Here is a 23,192-nt window from a genome sequence, read left to right as displayed (position 1 = left end):
ACAGCGCACCTCCATTCTGGAATGCGTGAGAAGAGAGGGGGCTACGAGTTTTTCGCTCTAGCTACACGAAGACGAGAGAGAGGCCTCGAGGCGCGCGAGGCGGTCGGTGATCTTGGCGAGTTCCGTGAGGATCGCAGCTTGGCCGGCCGGTGCATATCGGTTTGTGTGGCCGACACCAACTTCGATCAAGCCGAGGGCTTGGTGAGTGGTCACCTGGAAGAATCCGAGGTGGTCCAGGACGTCGGCGGCATATCCTGTGGAAGCGTTTGCCAAGGCCCACACCAAATTTGCGCCGTTTACGACGGAGTTTCCGGCCAAGTGCGCATCGGCCACTGCTGCTTCGAGAATCACGCGGGCCGCGGGGCCGTACGTGACGTCGCTGTCGTCGACGGGTGCCTTGTCGGGTACCACCAGATCGAGAGTTTTCTGTATGGATGCGCGGGTCAGCCCGAGGTGGTCGAGACCGCGCAGTATGAGGTTCTCTTCCTCGTCGAGGAGAGCTTGCAGCAAGTGTTCGGAATCAACTGTCAACGAACCTTTTCTGGCCGCAGCGGCCGGAGCCAGGGATATCACCGATGCCAGGTGAGGGCTGAACGGCAGATCGGTCTCGATGTGCTCGGTGATGCGCACCGAAGAATCGGGTGCTTCGCGATCGAGTGCGCCGCGAAGCGCCATTTGGCAGATCGCCGAGATCGGGAGTTGTCGGGCACGTACCGCTGCCGCGAGGTCGTCCGGAACATAGACGTTGATCTTTGGCATCTGCCCCGGCCTCTCTCGCAACTCGACACCCTGACCTGCACTGATGTGCATAACCCCATATAACCCCCACTGCGTGGCGACGACAATGGCAGTTGCCGTCGATAAGGCGGAAAAGTGCTGCTCACGGGTTTAGTTCAGGCTGGTCCGAATCGTCGGGTTCAGGTCCGGGTCTGCCTACAGCAGACAATCTGGATTCCAGCGCCGCGGCGGCGGTAGGAATGGATTCATGACTACTCCAACCCTCACCGACACCGGATATCGTGACCTGCTGACAGACAGGCTCTTTCGTCAACGAACAATCTTGCTGACCGGCGAGGTGAACGACGACATGGCCGAGCGCGTGTGCTCGGAGTTGGTGCTCCTCGCCACTACCGACCCCAAGCGCGACATCGTGCTCTACATCAATTCACCCGGCGGATCGGTGTTTGCCGGTCTCGCCATCTACGACACCATGAAGCTCATCCCCAATGACGTCGTGACGGTAGCGATGGGATTTGCCGCCAGTATGGGTCAGGTGCTTCTCTGCTCCGGTACACATGGCAAGCGAATCAGCCTGGCGCACAGTCGCATCATGATGCACCAGCCGTCAGCGGGTATCGGTGGCACAGCGGTGGATATCGCGATCCAGGCCGAGAGCCTCGAGTTGATGAAGCGTCAGTCGCAGGAAATTCTGGCCGCCGAAACGGGCCGGACCGTCGAAGAGATCGAGATAGACAGCGACCGAGATCGTTGGTTTACCGCCGAGCAGGCACGCGAATACGGAATCGTCGACCGCGTCGTGACGACGTTCGCCGAGATCGCACCGCAGGCTACCTTCCCCAAGATCGGATTGTGAACATCATGTCCCAGTACACGATTCCCAGCGTCATCGAGCGAACACCAACGGGTGAGCGATCTTTCGATATCTTCAGTAGGCTGCTCAACGAGCGCATCGTCTTTCTCGGCACCGAGATCGACGACGGCGTCGCCAACGTCGTGATGGCTCAGATGCTGCACCTGCAGGCCGACAACCCGGATCGCGAAATCGGTTTGTACATCAACTCTCCCGGCGGTTCCACCACTGCGATGCTCGCGATCTACGACACGATGCAGTTCTTGAAACCCACGATTTCGACGTACTGCATGGGGCAGGCGGCGTCGGCTGCTGCGGTGCTGCTCGCCGCCGGTACTCCGGGCCATCGGCATGTTCTCGCCCATTCCCGGGTGCTGCTGCACCAACCGTCGACGCAAGGTAGCGGCACCATCTCGGACCTGGCGCTTCAAGCGGCTGAGATCCTGAGAATCCGCGAGCAGACGGAGACGATCTTGAGTAAGCACACCGGTCAGAGTGTCGAGCGACTTCGAAAGGACACCGATCGGGACCGGATATTCACCGCCCACGACGCGATTTCCTATGGCCTGGCTGACAGCTTGATCGAAGGGAACTGACTCAGGCCGCCATCAGGACGGGGCCGGAGATCGGTGCCGGAGAGTGCACGAAGGTGAGGGAATTGAGTGCAATTATCTTGTTGCCCGATCGGAACAGCAAGTGCTCCAGCGGCATCCCCAAGGCTTCACAGATCGCGCGCAGGATTTCCGACGACGGTTCCTTCTTGCCTCGCTCGATCTCGGACAGGTATTGCTTCGACATTCCGACCTGGGCGGCTACGTCGCCGAGTGTCCGGTCCTGATCGCGTCGGACCTCACGCAACACTCGTCCGTACGCTTCGCGGATCAGTGGGGGCTTACGCGCAGGTGCATCCGGGTTGGGCGGTTCCGACCCACCCTTGACCAGGACTAATCTGCGCTGCGCATCCATACGCCGAGTATTCCAGCCGACCAGTGCGGCCACTACCGGGTTCGCCGAGGGCAGAGAGGGCTCAGTCGGTTCGAACACCACCGGCAAGGAACATCGCACGCAGGACGAAGGCAGCCTCGGGCCCGATGATTTCGTCGACCAGCGTGAGGTATCGGTCGACGAACTCGGGCCCGTGGGAAGCCTCGTCGGAGTCGGGGTTGCCGAGGTGGTGTGCGAGTTCGTGCAGGACGACAAGTTCACGCAACGCCCAGCGCCCGTCTCGATCATCGGGGACGGCGATGGTGTCATTCGAGTAGTGAGCGGCAGTGTTTCCGGCGCGGGCGCGCACCATTACCGAAACACTTGCGCGGGGCCAGGTTTCCCCCACCCAGTTCAGTGCAAGAACCTGTTTGCAATACGTTTGTACCGACTCCACGGATCCGAATTTGCGCTCGACCGGCAGTGTGATGGTGGATCCCAGAACTTCGACGCTACGTGTCCCCCGCTGGTCCGCGCGGTCGAACATGGTGCGCACCAAGGTTTCTGCCTCGTAGACGGCGGACTGCTGCTTATCTCTCACCGCTCACCTACCCCCGTCGCTTCGCTCGCCCCGTCCGATCTGCCCCTTGACGCCACCGATCTCCGGGAGGTTTCCCAGCCGTGCTGATCTGGCCGCTTTGTCCCCTGCCTGACGTGCATGCGACGAATGCCCGGCACTTGCCCGGCCGCCGCCCTGCCATGTACCGCGTGCCTTGGAATTTGACGAATAGTAGTCCTTGAGTTCGATTTCCTTGTTACGCAACACCAGTGCGGTTTCCGAGGATGACGCAGTCGACACTGTTTCCGTCTCCTTCTTCGTTTCCGCCAACCGGGCACCGATGCGCGCCGCATAGGCCATCTGGAAGTTGAGCCGTGCGGTCACTCCGGCAACAGGCTTGCGGACCTGAGTGCTGACGCGTCGTCGTCCGCGAGTTTCGACGACCGTCCGCACGGACGTTTCACCGCGGTACGCACCGGAGCGCACATACGCGTCGGAATCTCGCACCATCTGGAACAGAAGGCTCGAGTACAGGGCCTCACACACGTCGATGTCGCCGGCAAATCCGTACGCGAAGATGACGGCAGACGTCTGCGCGATGTCGCACTGCACGTCGTTGGCGGCCGCGATGGCGATGAACAGCTGAGCGTAGGTGCGCAAGCCACGCTTGCCGGGCTCACCGATCGTGATGAGCCGTTGGGTGGGCGTCGCCCGTTTTTCGGACGACGCCGTGTGTGCACGGGCCACCGCCAGGTCGATGGCCGAGTTGGTGGCCAACCGCTGTGCGGCCGCCATGAAGGCTTCACCTTCGTGGGGATTATCGGTGGATTCTGCCTGACGAAGCAGAGCACCGATGCGGGTCAACATCTTCTCCGAACTCACCGCAGAAGGGTACTCCCGGATACCGACAGCGGCGCTTATGCTGCTGGGGCACACACTCACCCTCAACTTGGATCGTCCGGCACGTTCCTGCCGGTAGAAGGGATCAACCCGTCATGGCTTCAGTGACATTCGAGGGAACTACCTGTCTGTTTCCCGGATCGAATTCCCCCGCAGTCGACAAGCTCGACCTCCAGATCGAGGACGGCGAGTTCCTTGTTCTCGTCGGACCGTCCGGTTGTGGAAAGTCGACGACGCTCCGCATGTTGGCGGGTCTCGAGGAGGTCCACAGTGGCCGCATTCTCATCGGTGACCGCGACGTCACGGGTCAGGAACCCAAGGAACGCGACATCGCGATGGTGTTCCAGAACTACGCCCTGTACCCGCACATGACGGTCGCCGAGAACATGGGATTTGCGCTCAAGTTGGCGGGTACCAACAAGACGGAAACCCGGGCTCGCGTCGAGGAAGTTGCCAAGATGCTCGACCTGGAGCCGTACCTGGATCGCAAGCCGAAAGCGCTGTCCGGTGGTCAGCGTCAGCGAGTTGCGATGGGCCGCGCCATCGTCCGCCAACCGCAGGTGTTTCTGATGGACGAGCCGCTCTCCAACCTCGACGCAAAACTGCGGGTGCAGACGCGTACGCAGATCGCGCAATTGCAGCGACGCCTCGCGACCACGATGGTCTATGTGACGCACGATCAGGTGGAGGCCATGACCATGGGTGACCGCGTCGCCGTCCTCGACAAGGGAATCCTGCAGCAGTGTGCGTCGCCGCGGGAGCTCTACAACCGGCCGAAGAACGTGTTTGTTGCCGGCTTCATGGGTTCGCCCGCGATGAATCTCTTCACCCTTCCCCTCACCGATCGCGGTGTGGCGTTCGGTGACGTGGTTGTTCCTGTTTCCCGTGAAACATTGAACGGAACACCCGAGACCGAAGTTGTGCTCGGAATTCGTCCGGAACACCTCGAAATTGCCGCTGCGGGAATTCCGATGGACGTCGACGTCGTCGAAGAACTCGGGTCCGACGCCTACGTCTACGGCCGCACGACTATCGGCGGCAGCCCACAGCAGATCGTGGCACGAGGTGACTGGCGTAATCCGCCGCAGAAGGGTGATCGCGTGAATCTTCGAGTCGACCCGGGCAAGGTGCACATTTTTGCATCCAGCGACGGCCGTCGCCTCGGCTGATTCGACGTTCTAATCCGACACATGAACGATTCAGGTTCGCCGTAATACCAACAAGTAGGGGTGTCTCGTGCCACAGTAGGGGCCGATGCCGGGAGCCGGCACTCATGGCGCATGCCGTGACGTCGGCTACCGGGATGTCTTTTGTCGTATACAAGCGGGGAGCGAATCCATGGTTCTGAACTCGAAGGCGATGCGTCGGGCTGCAATTGCAGCGTCGGCAGTGTCGATGCTGGTACTGGCCGGTTGTTCGTCCGATTCGGACAACGGCGGCGACACCACCACCACAGCCGCATCCGGGGGATCGTCCTCCAGCGAAGGCCGCGGCCCCATCACGATCGTCGAGGGCCAGGATGCCCTGAATGAGGCGCTCGAAAACATCATCTCCGACTGGAATGCCGAGCATCCGGACGAGAAGGTCACCCTGAAGCCACTGGCGAAGGAAGCCAACGCGCAGGTCGACGACATCACCCAGCGCATGCAGGCCAAGAGCGACGAGTACGACCTCATCGGCGTCGACGTCGTCAACACCGCGCAGTTTGCTGCCAACGGCTGGCTGGCTCCGCTCGAGGGTGACCTGAAGATCGACACGTCGGGCCTCCTCGAGTCCACGGTCGCGTCGGGCACGTACAACGGCAAGCTCTACGCAGCGCCCAAGAACACCAACGCCGCGTTCCTGTACTACCGCAAGGACCTCGTCGAGAAGGCTCCCACCACGTGGGCCGAGCTCAAGGAAAACTGCCCGAAGGCTGTCGAAGCCGGCATCTCCTGCTACGTCGGTCAGTTCAAGAACTACGAAGGTCTGACGGTCAACACCACCGAGATCACCAATGCCTACGACGGACCGTGGGTCGCAGCTGACGGCATCACCCCGGCGATCGACGACAAGACGAAGGAAGGCGTGCAGTTCATCGTCGATTCCTTCGCCGACAACACGATCCCGCAGGAAGCACTGACGTACTCCGAGGGTGAGTCGCAGAGCGCCTTCGGTGAAGGCAAGGCCCTGTTCATGCGTAGCTGGTCCGGCTTCTCGGTCGACGGTGAAGAGACGTCGGTCGCCGGCAAGTACGGCTACACCGTCCTTCCGGGTGTCGACGGACCGGGCGCGTCGACGGTCGGCGGCTACAACGTCGGCATCAGCGCCTTCTCGGACGCTCCGGCCACGGCACGCGACTTCCTCGAGTTCATGCAGACCAAGAAGTCGCAGACGTACTTCACCGCGGTCGGCGGCGCGCCCGTCCTCTCGGCTGTCTACGACGACCCGGCAGTACTTGCAGAGTTCCCGTACTTCGCGACACTGAAGGAAGCGCTTGCCACCGCGCAGCCGCGTCCCGTCACGCCGTACTACACGCAGGTGTCGAAGTCGATTTCCGACAACACCTACGCTGCTATTCGCGGCGAGAAGACCGTCGAGCAGGCTTTGGCGGACACCAAGGCCGGCATCGAAACCGCCGGTAACTGATCTACCAGGAGCAATAAGCAATGGCAGAACCGCAGGATCCTTCCGCGGCTGTGCCTGCCAACCCCACGGTCGGGGCCGGGTCAACCGGTCCCGACCGTTCGGGCGTTGGTGGGAGACACCGAGCGCCGGAACCTCTCGAAGAGCCGTCGGTATCCGAGGGCACAGGGATGTCCCTGACCAAGGTTCTGCCTGACTCTGCAGATACACCTCCGCCCCCTCCGGATATGCCGGCGCCGCCGTCGGCCGACAAGCCGAAAAAGCGTCGACGCGTCCCGCCGTGGGCGTTTGTCGCACCGTCGTTGATCGTGCTCGCAGTCATCATCGTGTACCCGCTCGGGCGCGCGATCTGGATGTCGATGCACAGCGACGGCAAGAAACTCGATCCAGAGACCGGCATGTTCGTCACCGGTCAGTTCACGTGGTTCGACAACTACAAGAACTGGATCACCCAGTCCTGCAACACTGCGAACGGCGCGATTCCGTGTCCTCCCGGCACGCTCGGCTCGCAGTTCTGGCAGTCGATCGGCAATACCTTCGGTTTCACGATCGTGACGGTTCTGCTCGAGACGCTGATCGGCCTCTCGATGGCGTTGATCATGGCCAAGACTTTCCGTGGACGCGGTCTGCTGCGCGCCTCGGTCCTGATTCCGTGGGCCATCCCCACCGCTGTCACCGCGAAGTTGTGGTTCTTCATCTTTGCCAACGACGGCATCGCCAACAAGATTCTCGGCACCAACATCCTGTGGACGGCCGATCCGTGGCCGGCTCGATTCGCGATCGTCGTCGCCGACGTCTGGAAAACAGCGCCGTTCATGGCTCTGCTCATCCTCGCCGGTCTGCAGATGATTCCCGCAGACGTCTACGAAGCAGCCAAGGTCGACGGCGCAACGGCGTGGCAGCGCTTCCGCATGATCACGTTGCCGTTGGTCAAGCCCGCGCTCATGGTGGCCGTGCTCTTCCGCACGATGGACGCCCTGCGCATGTACGACCTACCCGCAATCATGATGGGATCCAATCCCGCCACGTCCACCATCTCGGTCCTGGTGGTCGATCAGATGCGCGTCGGCGCCAATTCGGCATCGGCACTGTCCACCATCACGTTCCTCATCATCTTCGCTGTGGCCTTCATCCTGGTCCGATTCCTCGGAGCCAACGCGGTCAGCACGCAGGAAAAGCAGCGGAAAGGGGAGCCGGTATGAACAAGGCACTACGCGGCAAGATCGGCACCTACATCGGCGTCGTCCTGATCATCGTGTGGGGACTGGCTCCTTGCTACTGGATGATCGTGACGGCTCTGCGTGACCCGTCTGAGACCTTCTCGACCTCACTGTGGCCCGAGAACCTCACATTCTCCAACTTCACGGCAGCGCTCGATCCAGACGCCAAGGTGAACTTCACCCGGGCTCTGATGAACAGCCTCATCATCGCCGGCGCTACCACTCTTGTCGCTCTGGTCGTCGGTGTCTTCACGGCGTACGCACTCTCGCGGTTCGACTTCCGTGGCAAATACTTCGTCACCGGAATCATCCTCGGCGCGTCCATGTTTCCCGTCGTCGCACTCGTGACGCCGTTGTTCCAGATGTTCACTGACCTCGGGTGGATCGGCAGCTACAAAGCGCTGATCATTCCCAACATCTCGTTTGTCCTACCGCTCACGGTGTACACGCTGACCTCCTTCTTCTCCGAACTCCCCTGGGAACTCGAAGAAGCCGCGCGCATCGACGGTGCCACCCGCGGCCAGGCTTTCCGGCTGATCATGCTGCCGCTCGCCGCGCCGGCACTGTTCACCACCGCGATCCTCGCGTTCATCGCAACGGTCAACGAGTACCTGCTGGCACTGCAGCTCTCGAGCGACAAAACAGCGCCCGTCACCGTGGCGATGGCCAAATTCTCCGGCACCGATCCCTTTGTCACGCCGTACACCTCCATCATGGCTGGTGGCACCCTCGTGATGATCCCCCTCGTGATCATGGTGCTGATCTTCCAGCGACGGATCATCGCAGGCCTGACCGCAGGCGGCGTCAAGTCGTGATGCGAGCTTCGCGCGCGTGGTGCATATGAGACGGGCTTCGCGCGCGTGGTGCATATGAGGCGGGCTTCGCGCGCCCAGCGAATGGAGCTCATCGCCGGCTTCATCTCGGTGTTTGCTCTCATGGCGTTGATCAGCGCTGTGGTCGCAATCGTCAAAGGTGACCCAGGGGTGACGCCGTCGCTGGTGCTGCTCGGTTGCGTCGTTGCGCTGGGCTTTGCGTACCGCGGATACCGGAAAGCGGTTCGCGCGGAGCGTCGGCAGTAGAGCTCCCGGTAGTGTGACGTTTCGGTATCGCAGTTGCCGGGAGTTATCTGATCGAGACAACACCCTGGTGCAATGATGCTGTGAGGTCATGTCCCCGACCGGGAGTGTGTAAGTGAGTCCATCGAACAGATCGAATGCGGCAGGTGGTGCTGCATCGACTTCGCGTCGCTCCGGCAACCCGGGGAAACCGGCCAAGAAGAAGCGCTCCAAGTGGCGGTTCGTCCGGCGGACGATCTACGTGCTCGTACTGCTCATGATCATCGTGCCCGCGTCGGTGTTTGCTGTTGCCTACAGCCGCACGGAGGTTCCTCGTCCCGCTGACATGCAGACCAAGCAGGTCTCCACCATCTACATGGCCGACGGCACCACCGTGCTCGGGAAGGTGGTTCCCCCGGAGGGCAACCGCACCGAAGTTGCGTTGTCGGCCATTCCGATTCATGTTCGCGACGCCGTCCTCTCCGCCGAGGACCGCAATTTCTACACCAACCCTGGCTTCTCGATTTCGGGATTCGCGCGCGCGGCCCGCGACAACATCATGGGCAAGGAAAGCGCCGGCGGTGGCTCCACCATCACCCAGCAATACGTGAAGAACGTGTTGGTCGGCGACAAGCGCAGTATCGACAGAAAGATGCGTGAGCTTGTCATCTCCGCCAAGATGGCGCGCGAGTGGTCCAAGGACGACATCCTCGCGGCGTACCTGAACACCATCTACTTCGGACGCGGTGCGTACGGCATCGCAGCGGCGTCGAATGCGTACTTCGACAAGCCGGTCAGCGACCTGACCGTCGGCGAAGGCGCTGTTCTCGCTTCCGTGATCCAGAGTCCCTCGTTCCTCGATCCGGAGACCAATCTGCCCGCGCTCGAAGCGCGATGGAACTACGTGCTCAACGGAATGGCCGACTTGGGGACACTCGCCAAGGCGGATCGTGAGGCGATGACGTTTCCCGTTGTCGCGGCGGCCAACCGCCCCACTGATCTGAATCAGGCTCCCGGCCCGGAAGGCCACATCAAGACGCAGGTCCTCAAGGAACTTGCCGAAGCCGGTATCAGTGACGAGACGCTGAACACGGCAGGCCTACAGATCACGACCACTATCGATCCTCAGGCGCAGGAAGCCGCGCTCAACGCGGTGAGCAAGAACCTCGACGGAGAACCGGAGGAACTGCGAACCGCGGCGGTATCCATCAACCCACGGACCGGTGGAGTTTCCGCCTACTACGGCGGCACGGACGGCGCTGGTTTCGACTACGCCCAGGCGCCGTTGCAGACGGGTTCGGCGTTCAAGGTCTTCGGACTGGTGGCCGCGTTGATGGAAGACATCCCGCTCTCGGCCCGCTTCGACAGTTCGCCGCTCACGATCAATGGTGTGACCATCGGAAACGTCGGCGGTGAATCCTGCGGAACCTGCACCATCGCGGAAGCGCTGAAGCGTTCGCTCAACACCAGCTTCTACCGCCTGATGCTGTCGATGGAGAACGGTCCGCAGAAGATCGCCGACGCGGCTCACCTGGCCGGTATCCCCGAGCGAATTCCTGGGCTCGACTACCCCACCCTGACCCAGGAGGGTGACCCGCCGGAGAACGGAATTGTGCTCGGGCAGTATCAGTCCCGCGTCATCGACATGGCGTCCGCTTATGCAACTCTTGCCAACTCCGGGGTCTACCAGCAGCCGCACTTCATCCAGAAGGTGGTGACGGCCGAAGGTGAAGTTCTACTCGATCGTCCGGTCTCCCCCGGTGAGCGTCGACTCGACGCTGCCGTCGCCGAAAACGTCACGCAGGCGATGCTGCCGATCGCGTCGTACTCCAATGGACACGCGCTGGCCGGTGGTCGCGCCGTTGCTTCGAAGACCGGAACCGCTCAGCTCGGTGACACCGGTCAGAACAAGGACGCCTGGATGGTCGGTTACACACCGTCCTTGTCCACGGCGGTGTGGATCGGCACTTCCGATGCCCAAGCCATCACCAACTACAACGGCGGCTTGATCTACGGTTCGGGGCTTCCGGCCGATATTTGGAAGAGCACCATGGACGGCGCTCTCAAGGGGTCCGACGTCGAGACCTTCCCGTGGCCGGATCCGATCGGTGGACAGGCCGGTGTTCCCGCCAACTCCGGTGCGACGTCGCCGAACGACCGCAGCACTGGGGCAGCTACCCCGCCTTCCACCACGCTGAACATTCCGGGGTTGCCGCCGGTCGAGATTCCGCAGATCCCGCAGCGGCCCCGTTCGATCGAGATCCTTCCCGGCATCGTCATTCCGTTGCCCGGCTGACCTTTTGCAGAGCGGCGATCTTCGCAGATCGCCTACCTGGCGACAGGCGGTGACGTAACGTGATGCGCGAGTTGCAGAATGCACTCGGGCGTCGTCGCACGGTCGAAGGAGCAGTCGAATGGGTCAGCTGGACGGCAAAGTTGCCTTCATCACCGGTGCCGCGCGGGGTCAGGGACGCTCTCATGCAACAACATTGGCGCAGGAGGGCGCGGATATCATCGCGATCGACCTGTGCGATCAGGTGGGATCAGTGGGATATCCCCTGGCCACTGCCGAAGATTTGAACGAGACGGTTCGGCAGGTCGAAGCACTGGGTCGTCGAATTATTGCCACCCACACCGATGTTCGTGATTCAGCCGGCTTGAGAGCCGCAGTCGACGAGGGCGTTTCGCAACTCGGACGCCTCGACATCGTGCTCGCAAACGCGGGCATCGCGAGTTTCGCTCCGGCCGAGAACCTCACCGACGACATGTGGGACGACATGATCGCGATCAACCTCACCGGTGTGTTCAAGACAGTGAGGGCCGCGCTGCCGCATCTCGAGGCACACGGCGACGGTGGCGCGATCGTCCTCACCAGTTCCACTGCCGGGATCAAGGGCCTGGGAAACCTGGCACACTATGCCGCTGCCAAGCACGGCGTGGTTGGCCTGATGAAGTCGCTGGCGAACGAGCTTGCGCCGCACATGATCAGGGTCAATTCGGTACACCCGACGGGCGTCAACACCGACATGATTCACAACGAATACACGTACGCGCTTTTCCGCCCGGACAAGAAGCCATCCGAGATCACTCTCGATGATGTCAGTGACGCGTTCCGAAGTTCGAATGCGCTCCCTGTCCGGTGGGTCGAATCAAGCGACGTCAGCAACGCCATTCTGTGGTTGGTCAGTGATGCCGCACGCTACGTCACCGGGGTTCAATTGCCGGTTGACGCTGGTTCGGTCATCAAGTGATTCCGTCTGAGTTACTGCGTGCCGCTACCTTTTCGCGGAAGAACGACAACGCGCAGTGCTTGGCGTAGGTGGGCAATCGTATTAGTCCACGCGAGTTTCTCGCCGGTGCACAGTTCGATATCTTCGCCGCCGACTGCGACAGCGTTTGTCAGGGCGTTATGCCACTCGGCTTCCTGTTCCTGACTGATGCGCAGATACTCGAGGATGGTGTCGCGGTCGCGTCCGCAGATTTCTGCGACGTCGTCGGCGGTGAGTCCCCCGCTTTGGTCGGCGTCGAGTTCGAGGATGGACATGAGTGCGGGCGGAAACTCGAAGCACTCGTGCCATTCGACGGCCGATCCGTCAAAAACCGCGCTGAGTCCGTCGCTGTCCGATCCATCGGTGGCGGCGAACTCCCCGTCTGCTCGAATAGGTTGCCCGCCAAGCTCTTCGGCGAGCTCTTCCGATGCGTCGGCCAGTTCGGCAAAGGATCGGATCGTTCGCAGTAGATGATCGGGTGCAAACGGAGCAGCATCGACCCTGGCGACGCCGAGGACGCTTTGTTCCACCAGGATGAGCTTGATGGTGGGCCACTGTCGATTGAGCTGGGACAGAACAAGAGCGGCATGGTTTGTGTCGGGTATCGAGTGAACAACCCGCGAAAACACTTCTACGTACTGGTCGTCTTCGAGCACGCGGATATACGTGATCTGCTCGCCGCGAACGAGCGGGATGTCGCCGTCGTCGTCACGCTCGGGGGTGTAGTCGAGAAGCCGGCCAAGGGCGTTGTCGACCAACTCGTTCAGCGAATCGTATTCGCTGGCCTGAGTCTGACCGCTGTCGAAGGCTGGAATATCTTCGCGGCCGCTCACCTGTACACGGAGAAAACTTGGGTGCGCGATGCTCCACATGTCACCGAGCACCCGCAGTGCTTGGGCGACCACGCCGTCGGGCCGGGAACGATCGACGTCGACGTAGAAGGACATGGAGCCGTTGCCGGTGGCGTCGTGCTCGCATTGGTCGGGGCGATTGAATCCCCAGCCGATCAGCGACTCGTGATCCTCGGGTTCAAGCATCCGCAAGGGGTGCAGGAACTGATTGGACGGTACCTCGCACCTGACGCGGGTCTGGTCCCACGCGAAGAACTGAATGCAGGCGGGGGCGTAGTCGAGGTTGTCTTGCGAGTCGTCCTGCGACTCCACGACCAGGGTGTCGTTGTCTTGCATTGCCGCGATGTATCGAGACACACGAGCCCCGAATGCAGTCCACGCGGCAGTGATCTCGAGATCGAAAGTGTGCTCCGACATCGACGCTCCTTCACGGGTGGGGTTCTTACCGGTCAAGGGGCTTGCCGACGTTTTGTGAACCCCTGCCGTCAAGCCCTTGGCGTGAGAGTAGCGGTTGAGGCCGACAACTTCAGCGAGGCGCTTAGTCCATCCGAGAAAATTTTTCGGTTTCGTTGTCGAATCGTTCTTTGTAGGCCGTCGCCAGATCGTGGAGGGCGCCGACGCAGTCGCCGTAGAAGGTCGGTGCGTGCATGGTGGCAAGAATTCGTGGTTCGAGGTCGGCGAGGGCGCGGATGGTGGGTGCGAGCGCCGGCGTCAGGGCTGTTGCATGCCCCAGATCCTCGGCCGCAAGTGCGGGGCCGACGATTTCCTGTTCGGTTGTTGCGGGCGGGGGTCCGAACGCGGTGAACAGGTCACCGCAGAACAACGTCGACGTTGTCTCCTCGAACATCAGACCTGCGTCCCAGCCGTGCGGGACGTGTGGAGTGTCGATATGGCGTACGCGTCGGCGGCCTGTTTCGAGAACATCGCCGTCCTGCAACGGAACTGGCATTCGGTCGGCTAGATCGTTGACCTGGACGAAGCACCCCATTGCGCAATGCGCGACCTGCGCGCCGGGGGCTGCGGCGAGCCACGAATTCATCGCCCCACACTCGTCGGCTTCGACATGACCGAACGTGATCCATTTCAGCCGGGCTGGGTCGAGGAGACGGGACAGTGCGTCGGACGACGATGTGAACAGCGCTCTCTGCCCGGTGTGGAAGAGCAGTGGTTCTTCACCGTCGACAAGAAATTGGTTCATCGCGAGGTTCGCTTCCGGAACGAAGGTCGAGAGTCGGTAGATATCCGGGGCGATCTCGGTGATCGTTGTGCTCATCGCTGTGCTCCGATCAGGGCTGTAATTCCGTGATCTCCAGCTTTCTCGCCGCTCAGTCCGGGCACAAGGCTCTGGAATAGTGGAGGATGTGTATGTACTGCTGCTGACAGGCCCGCCGGGCGCGGGGAAGAGTTCCGTCTCGACCGCGCTTCACGATCGACTCGGCGAGGCCGGCGTGAGAAACGCGATGATCGAGGTTGACGAACTGGAGCGGTGTTACCCGCCACTGGGACCCGAACGAGCCATCGCGCACGTCGAAATGCTCTGCACGTCGTACCGTGAGGTGGGTTATGAACTCCTGTTCCTCACTGCTACCGTCGAAGACGACGACTACGGGCGTGCTCTGCTGGCCGCGACCGCGGCTGACGGGCACCTGCTGGTACGGCTAGAGGCCGATCCGGATACGTTGCGCAACAGGATCATCGAGCGTGAACCGGCCAACTGGGCAGGGTTGGAGCAGCTGGTGGAAGCGTCACGACTCCTGGCCGGTTCGATGCCGTCGTTGATCGGAGTTGACCTGGTTCTCAGCACCGAAGGTCGAGACCCCGAAAGTGTTGCCGATGACGTGGAAGCGTCTCTGCGAGAGCATTATCCGTCGTTACGGGCGCTCAGTGTGCAGAGCGGTGACCACTGAAGCGAACATCGTCGATTTGATGGAGCCAAGTGTGCCCGGATTCTTCGGGCCGATCGGTGCGACGATGTCGATTGCCTTGGTGGTCAGCGCTTCGGCGGAAGCCGTGGCGTCCACCAGACCTGCAGCAAGCGCGTCGCTTCCGCCGTACCGCCGCCCGGTGGTCATGGCGACGACGGCCGATGCAGGACTGAGTTTGGCCTGAATGAGCGCTGCCATTCCTTCGGTGAAAGGGATGTTGATGTCAACTTCCGGGAAGCAGTAATAGCCTCGATCGTCGCGCATGACGCGGTAGTCGTGCGCGACCCCGAGCATCGCGCCCGCTCCGAAGGCATGACCGTTGACTGCAGCGACGGTCGGCATCGGGAACGTCAGCATCCGCGCGAACAATGATTGCACTTGCTGCACATACCAATTTGCCTTGTCAGTGTGTGCGCCCAGCCAGTCGAGGTCGAGTCCGTTGGAATAGAACTTACCCGTAGCCGTGGTGACCAGGGCGTGTGCGCCTTCGCCCAGAGCCTGGTCGAGCAGCTTGTCGACGGAGTCGAGCCAATCCGGGGAGAAGCGATTTTCGTCGTCGCCGAGATCGAGGACGGCGATCTTGTTTTCGAAGCCGAGCGTAGGGGTCATGATTGACCTTTCGTGTTGCGGGACTTGGGAAGTGGTGGGTCGAGACGCAGAACGGCTCGAACAGCAGCATCCAACCGCGCGCGTGCTGCTGTATCGGGTACTCGCCAACCGTCGGCGCGTTTGGCCGGGTGGATGAGCAGTCCGGTAGGTAGGCCGACAACACAGGCTTCGATTGCTTCGACTGCTCTTCCGTCTTTACGGCCCCAGAGTGCCGTCGACAACCGGATGAACAACTCGACGAGCGCCCGGTCGAGTTGTGTGAGTTGCTCTGCGATATCGGCAGGGACGTCGGTGCCGAGTAGTTCGTCGCGCCTGATCGTCAACAGAAGTAGTGCGGAATGTGGGTAATCCAGCGCGAAGATCGCCGGCACTTCCGCGGCGGCGACCACTGCGTCGACTGCGGCGGGCGGTGAGGGATTACGTAGGGTGTCATCCACTCTCGACTGCTGGAGTGCGAGAAATCGCTGTGCGGCGCGTAGCCACGCGCTACCGACCAGGCCACTGCGAGAGCCGAATGCGTGATAGATCGCGCCGTTGGAAACGCCGGTTGTATCGGATACTGCTCTGACCGTGACTGCGGCCGGCCCGGCAGTGGCGGCGAGATTTTCGGCAGCATCGAGCAGTGTGTCGAGATCGTGGACGCGTGGCCGAGGCATGAACGCACAGTAACAGAGCGTCTGCTCTGTTACTAGTGCGTGGTCGGATCATCCAGCCGTCAGAGCCTGCTGAAGTGAGCACCCCTTCTGTAAAGCTCACACCCCTTCCAGAGCCCTGGAAGGGGTGCGAGCTTGATGAAAAGGGTGCTCACTCGACCAATCAGCGCTGGCCAATCGCGCTGGCCGTGCGCGGCTAACTAGTCGTGGTCGTGAACGGAAGCACGAGCCGTGAGCGATGCGCCGCGTCGCGGTAGATCTTATGAGTGACGGGACGACCGACGGGCAGGTGGAACGCGTCCGGCGGGAGCAGCGCGTTGTGCTCGTCGGCCAACGGCTCTGCGTTGGACAACTCCACTGTGAGCTTGTGGCCCGGCTTGAAGGTATTCGCGAACGGGTAGAGGCGCAGCACGTACTCCTCGATCTTGCCCGGCTCGACCGGCACCGCACGGGTGTGTGGGTGGTGCGGGTTGCCCTCGGTGGTTCGCTCGTCCAACTCGCGGTGCGAGGCCTTCAGATAGCCGGAGGTGATCAGCTGACGCTTTCCGTTCGGTGCGTAATCCCACAGGCGCAGAATGAAATTCGAATCGCTCTGGTCGATCTCCGCAAAGATGTGCGCGGCTCCGGTGCCGATCATCTCCGTGGACTCCTCGAAAACCGGTGTGCTCCAGGCCAGGATCTCGACCTTGTCGGTCACGGTGAGTGGGGCCTGGTAGAAGCCGTCAGGGGCGGCGTACTCGGCGCCCATCGGCTCCGGTTCGGTGGCGAGTTTGTGACGCGGGCGCAGGTACAGCGACTTGTACTCGATATCCTTTGGTGGCCACTGGTTTCCGGTGGCCACCTCGCGTGAGCCTTCGACGAAGACGCTCACGGCTGGCTCGTCCATGACACCGTTGTCGATGCCCTTGATCCAGTAGTCGTACCAGCGGAACATCTTGTCGTGCTCTTCGATGAAGGGGCGCGACTGCATCGGAGGGTATGGGCCGATATCCAGCTTCTTGGGACCCTTCAACGCGTCGAAGAGCTCGATCGTGCCGTCCATCGTCCAGCCGCGGCCCTGGTCGATCTGCAGGTAAACCGGGATATCGATGTTGGGGGCCAGGGTGATCGGGTTGCGCTCTTCGTACCAGTCGCCGTCCAACTCGTTCATCACGATGTCGAACCAGGCTTCGTGGTTCTTCGGATAGTTCAGCACGTGAACCAGATTCGGCCAGGCGGCGACGTCGGGATCCTGGAGGCGCTCGGCGACGCGCTTCTTGACCTCTTCGGGGCTGTACGCCTCGAGCATGCGGGACTTGACGTTGTCGGTGAATGCCCAGCCGGAGTCGCCGCCGCGACCTTCACGGGCTGCGCGCGGCATGAACCACATGATGCCACCGTGGTAGGTGGTCTCGTAGAAGTCGTAGTGGCCGCCGCTCACGAAGATCGCCTTCAGATGCGGCGGACGCTCGGCGGCGGCCAGCACCTGCATCGAGCCGAAGTACGAGATGCCGACCATGCCGACGTTTCCGTCGCACCACGGCTGTGCCGCAACCCATTCGATGAAGTCGTAGGCATCCTGTCCGAGCGAGACGCCACCGGCGTTGTAGTTGCCGATGTGCTCGCCTTCGGACGCACCGGAGCCGCGTAGGTCACCGATGACGTGAACGTAGTCCTCGCTGACGATGCGCGCGATGTCGCCGGCTTCGATGCAGCCGTCCCACATCGGACTGGGGCGTCGTTGCGGCGGCGTGGTCAGGGCAAGCGCCTGCAGCTCTTTGCCGTAGGGGCTCAGTGCAACGAGTGCCGGCCGCGGTTTTCCGTCGACGCCCTCGTAGGCGTCTGCCGCCAACTCGATCCCGTCGCGCATCGGGATCCGGATATCTTTGCGGATGTGGATTGCCTGTCCACCTGCGTTGAATGTTTCGAATTCGGCCATGGGTCAACGACTCCTATTCTTCTTCGTCGTACTGAGTGCGGTAGCCGTGCATCGTCGTGAAGAACGGGGACGGTTCGAGACTCGGGTCGCCCTCGTAGCCGAGTTTGTCGGCGACAGGTTCAAACGGTGAGTACGCCGAGTCCGTCTCCGGCAGACCGCCGCACAGGCACTGGTGCGCTGCGCCGCGGACGCCGACCTCGATGTCGACACTCTCGCGTAGCGCCTCGGACGCCTGGTCGCGGTCGAGTTCGACGCCGTAGGCGACGCCGTCGGCCCGGCGGTACGGATGCCCCAGATACAGGTGGTTCGGACGGATCTCGTCACGCAGGTACTGAAGACTCGACCGGTACGCGAGAGGATCTTCGTAGCCGGGGAAGCCGTTGGCCGCTCCGTGGACCTGCACGGCGTCGCCGACGAACACGTCGTTCTGGCCGTCAACCACGTAGGCAACCGATCCGGCCGTGTGGCCGGGGATGGAATGCACCGATACGGTGACACCGCCACCGAGGGAGAGGGTTTCGCCGCCTCGAACCAGGATGGACGGCTCCATCTCGCCGGAGATGACAGCTTTCGTCGACGCCATCTGCTTCTCCACACCCTGCGGGTCGTCGAGGTATCGCCCACGCCCCGTCAGGTATTCGTCGACGTGCGCCTGCCGCGAGCGCAACAGGTGTGCGTCGGCCTCGTGGATCACAACCTGCGCACGCCTGCCCGTGAGTTCCCACAGTGCGTGAGCGCCACCGATGTGGTCAATGTGGCCGTGAGTCAGCAGGATCCAGCGAACATCCTCGATTCGGCGTCCGATTGCCTCGAGTGCCGGGGTCATTCCCTGCGCCGGCGACGACGCGATCCCGGTGTCGACGATTGCGAGTTCGGGGGCGTCGATCAGGAAGCTGTAGAGGCCGAATCGGCCCCACGGCGAGACGAGCGGATGAATCTTCACGTCGTCTGTCATGTCACTCACCGGTGGAACGAATGAAGGCGGCAGTCTCCCCGAACACCTTGTGGTACTCCGGGATCCAGGAGAAATTCTGCGCGAAACCGTGGTTGGCACCGGCATAGCGGCTCACCGTCACCTCGACGCCGGCTTCCTTCAGGCGCTGGCCGTACAACTCGCCCTCATCGCGCATCGGGTCGTACTCGGCCGTGACGATCAGTGCCGGGGGTAGCCCGGAAAGATCCACACGCTTGATCGGTGAGACAAGCGGGTTCGCCGCGTCCGCACCGCTCTCGAAGTAGAAACTGTTGAAGCCCTTCAGTCCGGCCGTCTCCACGCCGTACCCCTCGGCGTTCTCCCGCAGGGATTCGTAGCGATCGACGTCGAAGTCCAGATCCAGCGAGGGGTAGAGCAGTACCTGGTGCGTGATGCGGTCGAATCCCTCGTCGTGTGCCAGTGCAGCGACGGCGGCAACAAAAGTGCCACCAGAACTGTCGCCGGCCAGTGCGAGCGTCTTCCCGTCCCACTTCAGAGCCTCGCCGTTCTCCGCTGCCCAGCGCACTACCGCGTGGCAATCCTCGAGCCCGGCCGGGAAGGCCGCCTCGGGAGCGAGACGGTAGTCGACGGAGATGACCTTGAGGCCGGTCTCCTTCGCGAGGTTGCGCGCAACGTGGTCATGCGTGTTCAGGCTGCCGAGGAAGAACGCGCCGCCGTGGAAGTACACCAACAGTCCGTACGCGTCGGCGTCGACCGGTGTGTAGATCCGGACGGGCACATCGCCCGCGGTCGTGTCCTCGACAGCGTGCAGTGGCAGACGTTCTTTCAGCGGAGCTACGTGCGTCTCATCGCCGGCGCGCATGAGCGCCGGGTCGAGCGGTCCCTCGGGCGGGGCCGGCAGAGTGGCGATGAGCTCAGCGATCTGGGGATGCAAGGGCATGTCGTGGCTTCCTTACTTGGTCGCAGCCGGCTGAGCTGCCGTCTTCTGGCCGGGGAACACGTCGTTGACTTCGTCTTCGGTCCAGCCCTGACGCGAGATGCGCTGCAGCTCGTCCGTCACCGGCTTGCGGTTTGCCTGGTACAACGCCAGTGCTTCCTTGACGGAATCTGCTTCCTTCAGAGCGTCGGCGAGACCGCCGGCGTCCAGGATCGCCGAGTTCGCGCCCTGGCCCTGGTGATGCAGCATCGAGTGGGCAGCGTCGCCCACGAGGGCAACAGAGTCGGTGTGCCACACGTCAACCGGGTCGATGTCGTAGACCGCGCGAATGCTCACCGTGTCCATGTCGAGGTCGCGAGCGATGTTCACGATCCGCTCGTCGAAACCTTCGAGTGTCGCCAGGATGTCTTCCTTGGTGATCGTCGGCGCCCACGTGCTGTCCGGGCACAGCGCCGTGATGTCGAAGGAGACCTGGCCGCGGTGGCGCAGTGGCAGCAGGTAGACCTTCGTGCCCCGTCCGATGTACATGCGGAGGTTGTCGTCCGTCGCCATCCCGTAGGCGTCGTCAACCGAGATGACCGTGCGGTACGCGTGCTCACCGGAGAACACGGGGCCCTTGTCGCTGAAAAGCTGTTGACGCACAACCGACTTGATGCCGTCGGCGCCGATGACCAGATCGGCTTCGACGGTGGTGCCGTTGGTGAAGGTGAGGACGGAGCGATCGCCCTTGTCCTCGAGGGTCTCGAGTTTGTGGCCGAGATGCACCATGCCTTCGGGGAGTACGCCGAGTAGAGCGTCGATGAAGTCGCCGCGGTGGATCAGGTGAGTCTTGGTGCCCTCGGTGTCGCCGGGGACAGCGGGCCACTCCTCCTTCATGATCGGATCATTTGTGCCCGTGAGGATTTCGAAGTAGTCACTCGGTGAGCTGACCTGCGCGACGGCGTCGAAGATGCCCCACTGGCGGAAGCGATCCATGGTGGACGGACGCAGACCGATGCCGGCGCCGACCTCCCGGATCTGGCTAGCTTGCTCGTACACGTTGACATCGGCGCCGAGCAGGCTCAGGGCCTTGGCTGCCGCAGCACCAGCGTATCCCGCGCCGACGATGGCGATTTTCAGGTTCTCGAGCTCTGAAGACTGCATTGTTCTTGTCCTTGTCAGTTCTGGATGGTCAAGAAGTCGGCCGGGTTCTCGACGAACAACTTGGTGATGGTGGCTTCGTCCAACCCGGCTTCGCGCAGGTCGGGAATGAGGTCTTCGAAGAGGTAGTTCAGGGTGTGGCCCTTGACGCCGGGCCATCCGAGCGGGCTGCAGTTGGCGTCGACGCCCGCGAGTGCCTGATCCAAGTGGCCTTTGCCGAGGAAGCGCAGGAAGTGGTCAAGACGCTCCTTGCGGGGGCGCGCCCAAAACGGGGGGTCCGGGAGTTCGGTCTCGTAGCCGAACGTGTCGAAGCCGACGCGTCCACCCTGTTCGGCAATCCAGGTGTCACGCGTCTTGTCGGCGTTCACACCGTCGTCGACGTGCCCGAACAGCACCCGATCCAGCGGCAAGCCCTCGTCGTTGAAGATTTTGATTGCGTTCTCGGCGTCGATAGCCAGGTGCGTCAGGATCGGCACGCCGGTGCTCAGCGCAGCGCGAGCGGCCGCGCGGTAGATGCGCTTGTCCAGATCCGTCATCCGGCCACCGCGGCTTACGCCGACCTTGATGACACCGGCCTTGCTGCCGGTATTGCCGATACCGACGGTGATCTCGTGAACGAACTGACTGGTGAGGTACTCGACGCTTGCTCGTTCGAAGAACGGAAGTGCGGTGTCGCCGCCGACAAAGCCGGTGCACGCGATGATGTGGACGCCGGTCTTGGCGGACAGTGACTTGTAGTAGTCGACGTCACGGCCGTTGCAGATTCCGGTGACGTCGACGAAGGTTCCGCCGCCGTACTCGTGGAATTTCCGAAGCTTGGGGACGGTCTCGGAGTACCGCTCCTCGGGGGTCTTCCACCACTTCGTGTCCAGCTCCGAGCCCGGCATGCCATACCCGATGTGCTCGTGGATGGCCACGATCCCGAGTTCCTCGGCGGGGATCGACCCCAGAACGGTGTTCACTCTCGACACAACACTCACCTCTAAGAAGATTCGAAAATTGGATGGTTATCCGTTGTCGCGGTGGGGTCAGCCCACGGCTCGCGTCGACGTAGCCCCTGACGCACTGAGCAAGTCGCGCGGGTTGTCGACGAGGATGCGTTGCACATCCAGCTCGCTCAGCCCCTGCGCTGTGAGGGCGGGGACAAACGTCGACAGGATGTAGCTGAACGGCAGATCGTTCCCGGGATGACCCTTGGCGACGCCGGTTGCGTTGCTGGAGAGCAGAATCCGGTTTCCGTAGCCGGCCTCGACCAGCTCGCCAACCAAAGCGGCACGCTCGGCGTCGGTGATGTGGACGTCATCTGCTGTGCCTACGTGGTCCAGCGCGACATAGGCGCCGCGGCGGGCGATTTCGGCCGGGGCGCCGGCGGCGACGGCATCCTTTCGGTCGAGTCCGCCGACGATGACACGCTCGGCCGGTAGCTTCTCGTCCGCGAGGATCTCGAGGTCGGCAACCGCATCGTTGCCGTAGCGAATGGAGACAGGGGTGCCGGTGGCGAGCGCGGCGCGGGCCGCTCCGCGGAACAGGCTTTCCTCGGTGGCGGTCATTCCCTCGTGATTCGCGGCGGTAGCCACCAGTCCGGGGATGCCGCGACGCTCTACGCGCGGAATCACCATGCCATCGGCGATTTCCTGAGTGAATAGTTCGGCGAACTTCTCCGCCGGCCAGGGCGTCGGCGGATTGGTCTGCGGCGTAAGGAAATAACCGCCGAGCATCTCCTCCGGACCGAGGCCCGTCGACGTGACGATGTGCACGCCGGTGGTGCGTGAGAGAGCCTCGTACAGCTTGACGTCGCGACCGTGGAACATGCCGGTGGCGTCGACGATCGTCGCTCCGCCGTGTTCTCGGAAGTCCTTCAGTTTGTCCGCCAGGGTCTCGAAGATGTCGGCGCGGTCCATCGTGATGTCGAATGCGTATTCCGCACCCGGAAGCACTGACAGCAGTGCTTCGTGGACCGCGACAACACCCAGCTGGTCGGCGGGAACGGGGCCGAGAACGGTGTTGACGGTGTTGCCTTCAGCGATCTGGTCGACCTTCATCGGCATTTCCTTTCGTCATCGTCATGCCGGCATGACGTGG

At 62.3% G+C, this 23,192-nt stretch carries 24 protein-coding genes; 10 read left to right on the top strand and 14 right to left on the bottom strand.

What is annotated here, in order from left to right; all coding sequences use genetic code 11:
• Nucleotides 1-57: 57 nt before the first annotated feature.
• Nucleotides 58-759 (bottom strand): Clp protease N-terminal domain-containing protein, encoded by a 702-nt coding sequence (locus tag EEB13_RS11285; RefSeq protein ID WP_033237058.1) that lies wholly within the window; start codon nt 757-759, stop codon nt 58-60.
• A 226-nt stretch (nt 760-985) separates the two neighbouring features.
• Here EEB13_RS11285 and EEB13_RS11280 point away from each other — a divergent pair, with 226 nt between their 5' ends.
• Nucleotides 986-1,594, top strand: coding sequence for a ClpP family protease (locus EEB13_RS11280; protein WP_033237059.1), 609 nt, complete (start codon nt 986-988; stop codon nt 1,592-1,594).
• A gap of 5 nt (nt 1,595-1,599) precedes the next feature.
• On the top strand, nt 1,600-2,187 hold the full coding sequence (locus tag EEB13_RS11275) for an ATP-dependent Clp protease proteolytic subunit (RefSeq protein ID WP_033237105.1): 588 nt from the start codon (nt 1,600-1,602) through the stop codon (nt 2,185-2,187).
• Nucleotide 2,188: 1 nt separating this feature from the next.
• On the opposite strand, the gene EEB13_RS11270 is transcribed toward EEB13_RS11275, so the two are convergent.
• The 3 genes from EEB13_RS11270 to EEB13_RS11260 form a co-directional block, all read right to left on the bottom strand.
• Nucleotides 2,189-2,557, bottom strand: a complete 369-nt coding sequence (locus EEB13_RS11270; RefSeq protein WP_045065952.1) for a helix-turn-helix domain-containing protein — start codon at nt 2,555-2,557, stop codon at nt 2,189-2,191.
• 61 nt (nt 2,558-2,618) lie between these two features.
• Nucleotides 2,619-3,062 (bottom strand): TIGR04338 family metallohydrolase, encoded by a 444-nt coding sequence (locus EEB13_RS11265; protein ID WP_233366399.1) that lies wholly within the window; start codon nt 3,060-3,062, stop codon nt 2,619-2,621.
• Nucleotides 3,063-3,119: 57 nt separating this feature from the next.
• On the bottom strand, nt 3,120-3,956 hold the full coding sequence (locus EEB13_RS11260; protein ID WP_033237062.1) for a DUF2786 domain-containing protein: 837 nt from the start codon (nt 3,954-3,956) through the stop codon (nt 3,120-3,122).
• Nucleotides 3,957-4,069: 113 nt separating this feature from the next.
• Between EEB13_RS11260 and EEB13_RS11255 the strand changes: the two genes are divergently transcribed.
• The 7 genes from EEB13_RS11255 (at nt 4,070) to EEB13_RS11225 (ending at nt 12,125) form a co-directional block, all read left to right on the top strand.
• Nucleotides 4,070-5,143 (top strand): ABC transporter ATP-binding protein, encoded by a 1,074-nt coding sequence (locus tag EEB13_RS11255; protein ID WP_033237063.1) that lies wholly within the window; start codon nt 4,070-4,072, stop codon nt 5,141-5,143.
• Between the two features lie 169 nt (nt 5,144-5,312).
• Nucleotides 5,313-6,602: an ABC transporter substrate-binding protein gene (locus EEB13_RS11250; RefSeq protein WP_033237064.1), complete on the top strand. Its 1,290-nt coding sequence runs from the start codon at nt 5,313-5,315 to the stop codon at nt 6,600-6,602.
• 20 nt (nt 6,603-6,622) lie between these two features.
• On the top strand, nt 6,623-7,801 hold the full coding sequence (locus EEB13_RS11245) for a carbohydrate ABC transporter permease (protein ID WP_033237065.1): 1,179 nt from the start codon (nt 6,623-6,625) through the stop codon (nt 7,799-7,801).
• Entirely contained in the window at nt 7,798-8,634 is an 837-nt protein-coding gene (locus EEB13_RS11240) for a carbohydrate ABC transporter permease (RefSeq protein ID WP_033237066.1), read from the top strand. Before EEB13_RS11245 ends, EEB13_RS11240 begins: the two co-directional genes overlap by 4 nt.
• 54 nt (nt 8,635-8,688) lie before the next feature.
• Nucleotides 8,689-8,898: a hypothetical protein gene (locus tag EEB13_RS11235; RefSeq protein ID WP_045065941.1), complete on the top strand. Its 210-nt coding sequence runs from the start codon at nt 8,689-8,691 to the stop codon at nt 8,896-8,898.
• 112 nt (nt 8,899-9,010) lie between these two features.
• On the top strand, nt 9,011-11,170 hold the full coding sequence (locus EEB13_RS11230; RefSeq protein ID WP_141485275.1) for a transglycosylase domain-containing protein: 2,160 nt from the start codon (nt 9,011-9,013) through the stop codon (nt 11,168-11,170).
• A gap of 118 nt (nt 11,171-11,288) precedes the next feature.
• Entirely contained in the window at nt 11,289-12,125 is an 837-nt protein-coding gene (locus EEB13_RS11225; protein ID WP_033237069.1) for a mycofactocin-coupled SDR family oxidoreductase, read from the top strand.
• Between the two features lie 11 nt (nt 12,126-12,136).
• Here EEB13_RS11225 and EEB13_RS11220 read toward each other — a convergent pair whose 3' ends face one another.
• Both EEB13_RS11220 and EEB13_RS11215 read right to left on the bottom strand, forming a co-directional pair.
• Nucleotides 12,137-13,411 (bottom strand): T3SS (YopN, CesT) and YbjN peptide-binding chaperone 1, encoded by a 1,275-nt coding sequence (locus tag EEB13_RS11220; RefSeq protein WP_141485274.1) that lies wholly within the window; start codon nt 13,409-13,411, stop codon nt 12,137-12,139.
• Between the two features lie 121 nt (nt 13,412-13,532).
• On the bottom strand, nt 13,533-14,267 hold the full coding sequence (locus EEB13_RS11215) for an MBL fold metallo-hydrolase (protein ID WP_033237071.1): 735 nt from the start codon (nt 14,265-14,267) through the stop codon (nt 13,533-13,535).
• Nucleotides 14,268-14,355: 88 nt separating this feature from the next.
• Between EEB13_RS11215 and EEB13_RS11210 the strand changes: the two genes are divergently transcribed.
• Nucleotides 14,356-14,901, top strand: a complete 546-nt coding sequence (locus tag EEB13_RS11210) for an AAA family ATPase (RefSeq protein ID WP_257013276.1) — start codon at nt 14,356-14,358, stop codon at nt 14,899-14,901.
• Here EEB13_RS11210 and EEB13_RS11205 read toward each other — a convergent pair.
• From EEB13_RS11205 to EEB13_RS11170, 8 genes are all read right to left on the bottom strand, one after another.
• The gene (locus EEB13_RS11205) at nt 14,866-15,528 is read right to left on the bottom strand and encodes an enoyl-CoA hydratase-related protein (RefSeq protein WP_045065928.1); all 663 of its coding nucleotides are present in this window, start codon (nt 15,526-15,528) and stop codon (nt 14,866-14,868) included. The two genes, EEB13_RS11210 and EEB13_RS11205, sit on opposite strands and share 36 nt — an antisense overlap.
• Entirely contained in the window at nt 15,525-16,184 is a 660-nt protein-coding gene (locus EEB13_RS11200) for a TetR/AcrR family transcriptional regulator (protein ID WP_141485273.1), read from the bottom strand. Before EEB13_RS11200 ends, EEB13_RS11205 begins: the two co-directional genes overlap by 4 nt.
• 193 nt (nt 16,185-16,377) lie before the next feature.
• The gene (locus tag EEB13_RS11195) at nt 16,378-18,099 is read right to left on the bottom strand and encodes a CocE/NonD family hydrolase (protein ID WP_141485272.1); all 1,722 of its coding nucleotides are present in this window, start codon (nt 18,097-18,099) and stop codon (nt 16,378-16,380) included.
• A 13-nt stretch (nt 18,100-18,112) separates the two neighbouring features.
• Entirely contained in the window at nt 18,113-19,054 is a 942-nt protein-coding gene (locus EEB13_RS11190; protein WP_141485271.1) for an MBL fold metallo-hydrolase, read from the bottom strand.
• A gap of 1 nt (nt 19,055) precedes the next feature.
• Entirely contained in the window at nt 19,056-19,973 is a 918-nt protein-coding gene (locus EEB13_RS11185; RefSeq protein WP_045065921.1) for an alpha/beta hydrolase, read from the bottom strand.
• Nucleotides 19,974-19,985: 12 nt separating this feature from the next.
• A complete protein-coding gene (locus tag EEB13_RS11180; protein WP_045065919.1) occupies nt 19,986-21,113 on the bottom strand; it encodes an FAD-dependent monooxygenase in 1,128 nt (375 codons plus the stop codon).
• Nucleotides 21,114-21,127: 14 nt separating this feature from the next.
• Nucleotides 21,128-22,081, bottom strand: a complete 954-nt coding sequence (locus EEB13_RS11175; RefSeq protein ID WP_045066811.1) for a phosphotriesterase — start codon at nt 22,079-22,081, stop codon at nt 21,128-21,130.
• A 57-nt stretch (nt 22,082-22,138) separates the two neighbouring features.
• Nucleotides 22,139-23,152, bottom strand: a complete 1,014-nt coding sequence (locus tag EEB13_RS11170) for a phosphotriesterase (RefSeq protein WP_141485270.1) — start codon at nt 23,150-23,152, stop codon at nt 22,139-22,141.
• Nucleotides 23,153-23,192 lie beyond the last annotated feature (40 nt).

The sequence above is a fragment of the Rhodococcus sp. WS3 genome, from assembly GCF_003797085.1.
Taxonomy (GTDB): domain Bacteria; phylum Actinomycetota; class Actinomycetes; order Mycobacteriales; family Mycobacteriaceae; genus Rhodococcus_F; species Rhodococcus_F globerula.
Note: the sequence above shows the minus strand (reverse complement) of the source record. Positions and strands in the feature narration are given on the sequence as shown.

Bases quoted from the DNA above. Each gene is read 5' to 3' on its own strand.
- EEB13_RS11285 (WP_033237058.1), bottom strand. From the start codon at position 759: ATGCCAAAGATCAACGTCTATGTTCCGGACGACCTCGCGGCAGCGGTA.
- EEB13_RS11280 (WP_033237059.1), top strand. From the start codon at position 986: ATGACTACTCCAACCCTCACCGACACCGGATATCGTGACCTGCTGACA.
- EEB13_RS11275 (WP_033237105.1), top strand. From the start codon at position 1,600: ATGTCCCAGTACACGATTCCCAGCGTCATCGAGCGAACACCAACGGGT.
- EEB13_RS11270 (WP_045065952.1), bottom strand. From the start codon at position 2,557: ATGGATGCGCAGCGCAGATTAGTCCTGGTCAAGGGTGGGTCGGAACCG.
- EEB13_RS11265 (WP_233366399.1), bottom strand. From the start codon at position 3,062: ATGTTCGACCGCGCGGACCAGCGGGGGACACGTAGCGTCGAAGTTCTG.
- EEB13_RS11255 (WP_033237063.1), top strand. From the start codon at position 4,070: ATGGCTTCAGTGACATTCGAGGGAACTACCTGTCTGTTTCCCGGATCG.
- EEB13_RS11250 (WP_033237064.1), top strand. From the start codon at position 5,313: ATGGTTCTGAACTCGAAGGCGATGCGTCGGGCTGCAATTGCAGCGTCG.
- EEB13_RS11245 (WP_033237065.1), top strand. From the start codon at position 6,623: ATGGCAGAACCGCAGGATCCTTCCGCGGCTGTGCCTGCCAACCCCACG.
- EEB13_RS11240 (WP_033237066.1), top strand. From the start codon at position 7,798: ATGAACAAGGCACTACGCGGCAAGATCGGCACCTACATCGGCGTCGTC.
- EEB13_RS11235 (WP_045065941.1), top strand. From the start codon at position 8,689: ATGAGGCGGGCTTCGCGCGCCCAGCGAATGGAGCTCATCGCCGGCTTC.
- EEB13_RS11225 (WP_033237069.1), top strand. From the start codon at position 11,289: ATGGGTCAGCTGGACGGCAAAGTTGCCTTCATCACCGGTGCCGCGCGG.
- EEB13_RS11220 (WP_141485274.1), bottom strand. From the start codon at position 13,411: ATGTCGGAGCACACTTTCGATCTCGAGATCACTGCCGCGTGGACTGCA.
- EEB13_RS11215 (WP_033237071.1), bottom strand. From the start codon at position 14,267: ATGAGCACAACGATCACCGAGATCGCCCCGGATATCTACCGACTCTCG.
- EEB13_RS11205 (WP_045065928.1), bottom strand. From the start codon at position 15,528: ATGACCCCTACGCTCGGCTTCGAAAACAAGATCGCCGTCCTCGATCTC.
- EEB13_RS11200 (WP_141485273.1), bottom strand. From the start codon at position 16,184: ATGCCTCGGCCACGCGTCCACGATCTCGACACACTGCTCGATGCTGCC.
- EEB13_RS11195 (WP_141485272.1), bottom strand. From the start codon at position 18,099: ATGGCCGAATTCGAAACATTCAACGCAGGTGGACAGGCAATCCACATC.
- EEB13_RS11190 (WP_141485271.1), bottom strand. From the start codon at position 19,054: ATGACAGACGACGTGAAGATTCATCCGCTCGTCTCGCCGTGGGGCCGA.
- EEB13_RS11185 (WP_045065921.1), bottom strand. From the start codon at position 19,973: ATGCCCTTGCATCCCCAGATCGCTGAGCTCATCGCCACTCTGCCGGCC.
- EEB13_RS11180 (WP_045065919.1), bottom strand. From the start codon at position 21,113: ATGCAGTCTTCAGAGCTCGAGAACCTGAAAATCGCCATCGTCGGCGCG.
- EEB13_RS11170 (WP_141485270.1), bottom strand. From the start codon at position 23,152: ATGAAGGTCGACCAGATCGCTGAAGGCAACACCGTCAACACCGTTCTC.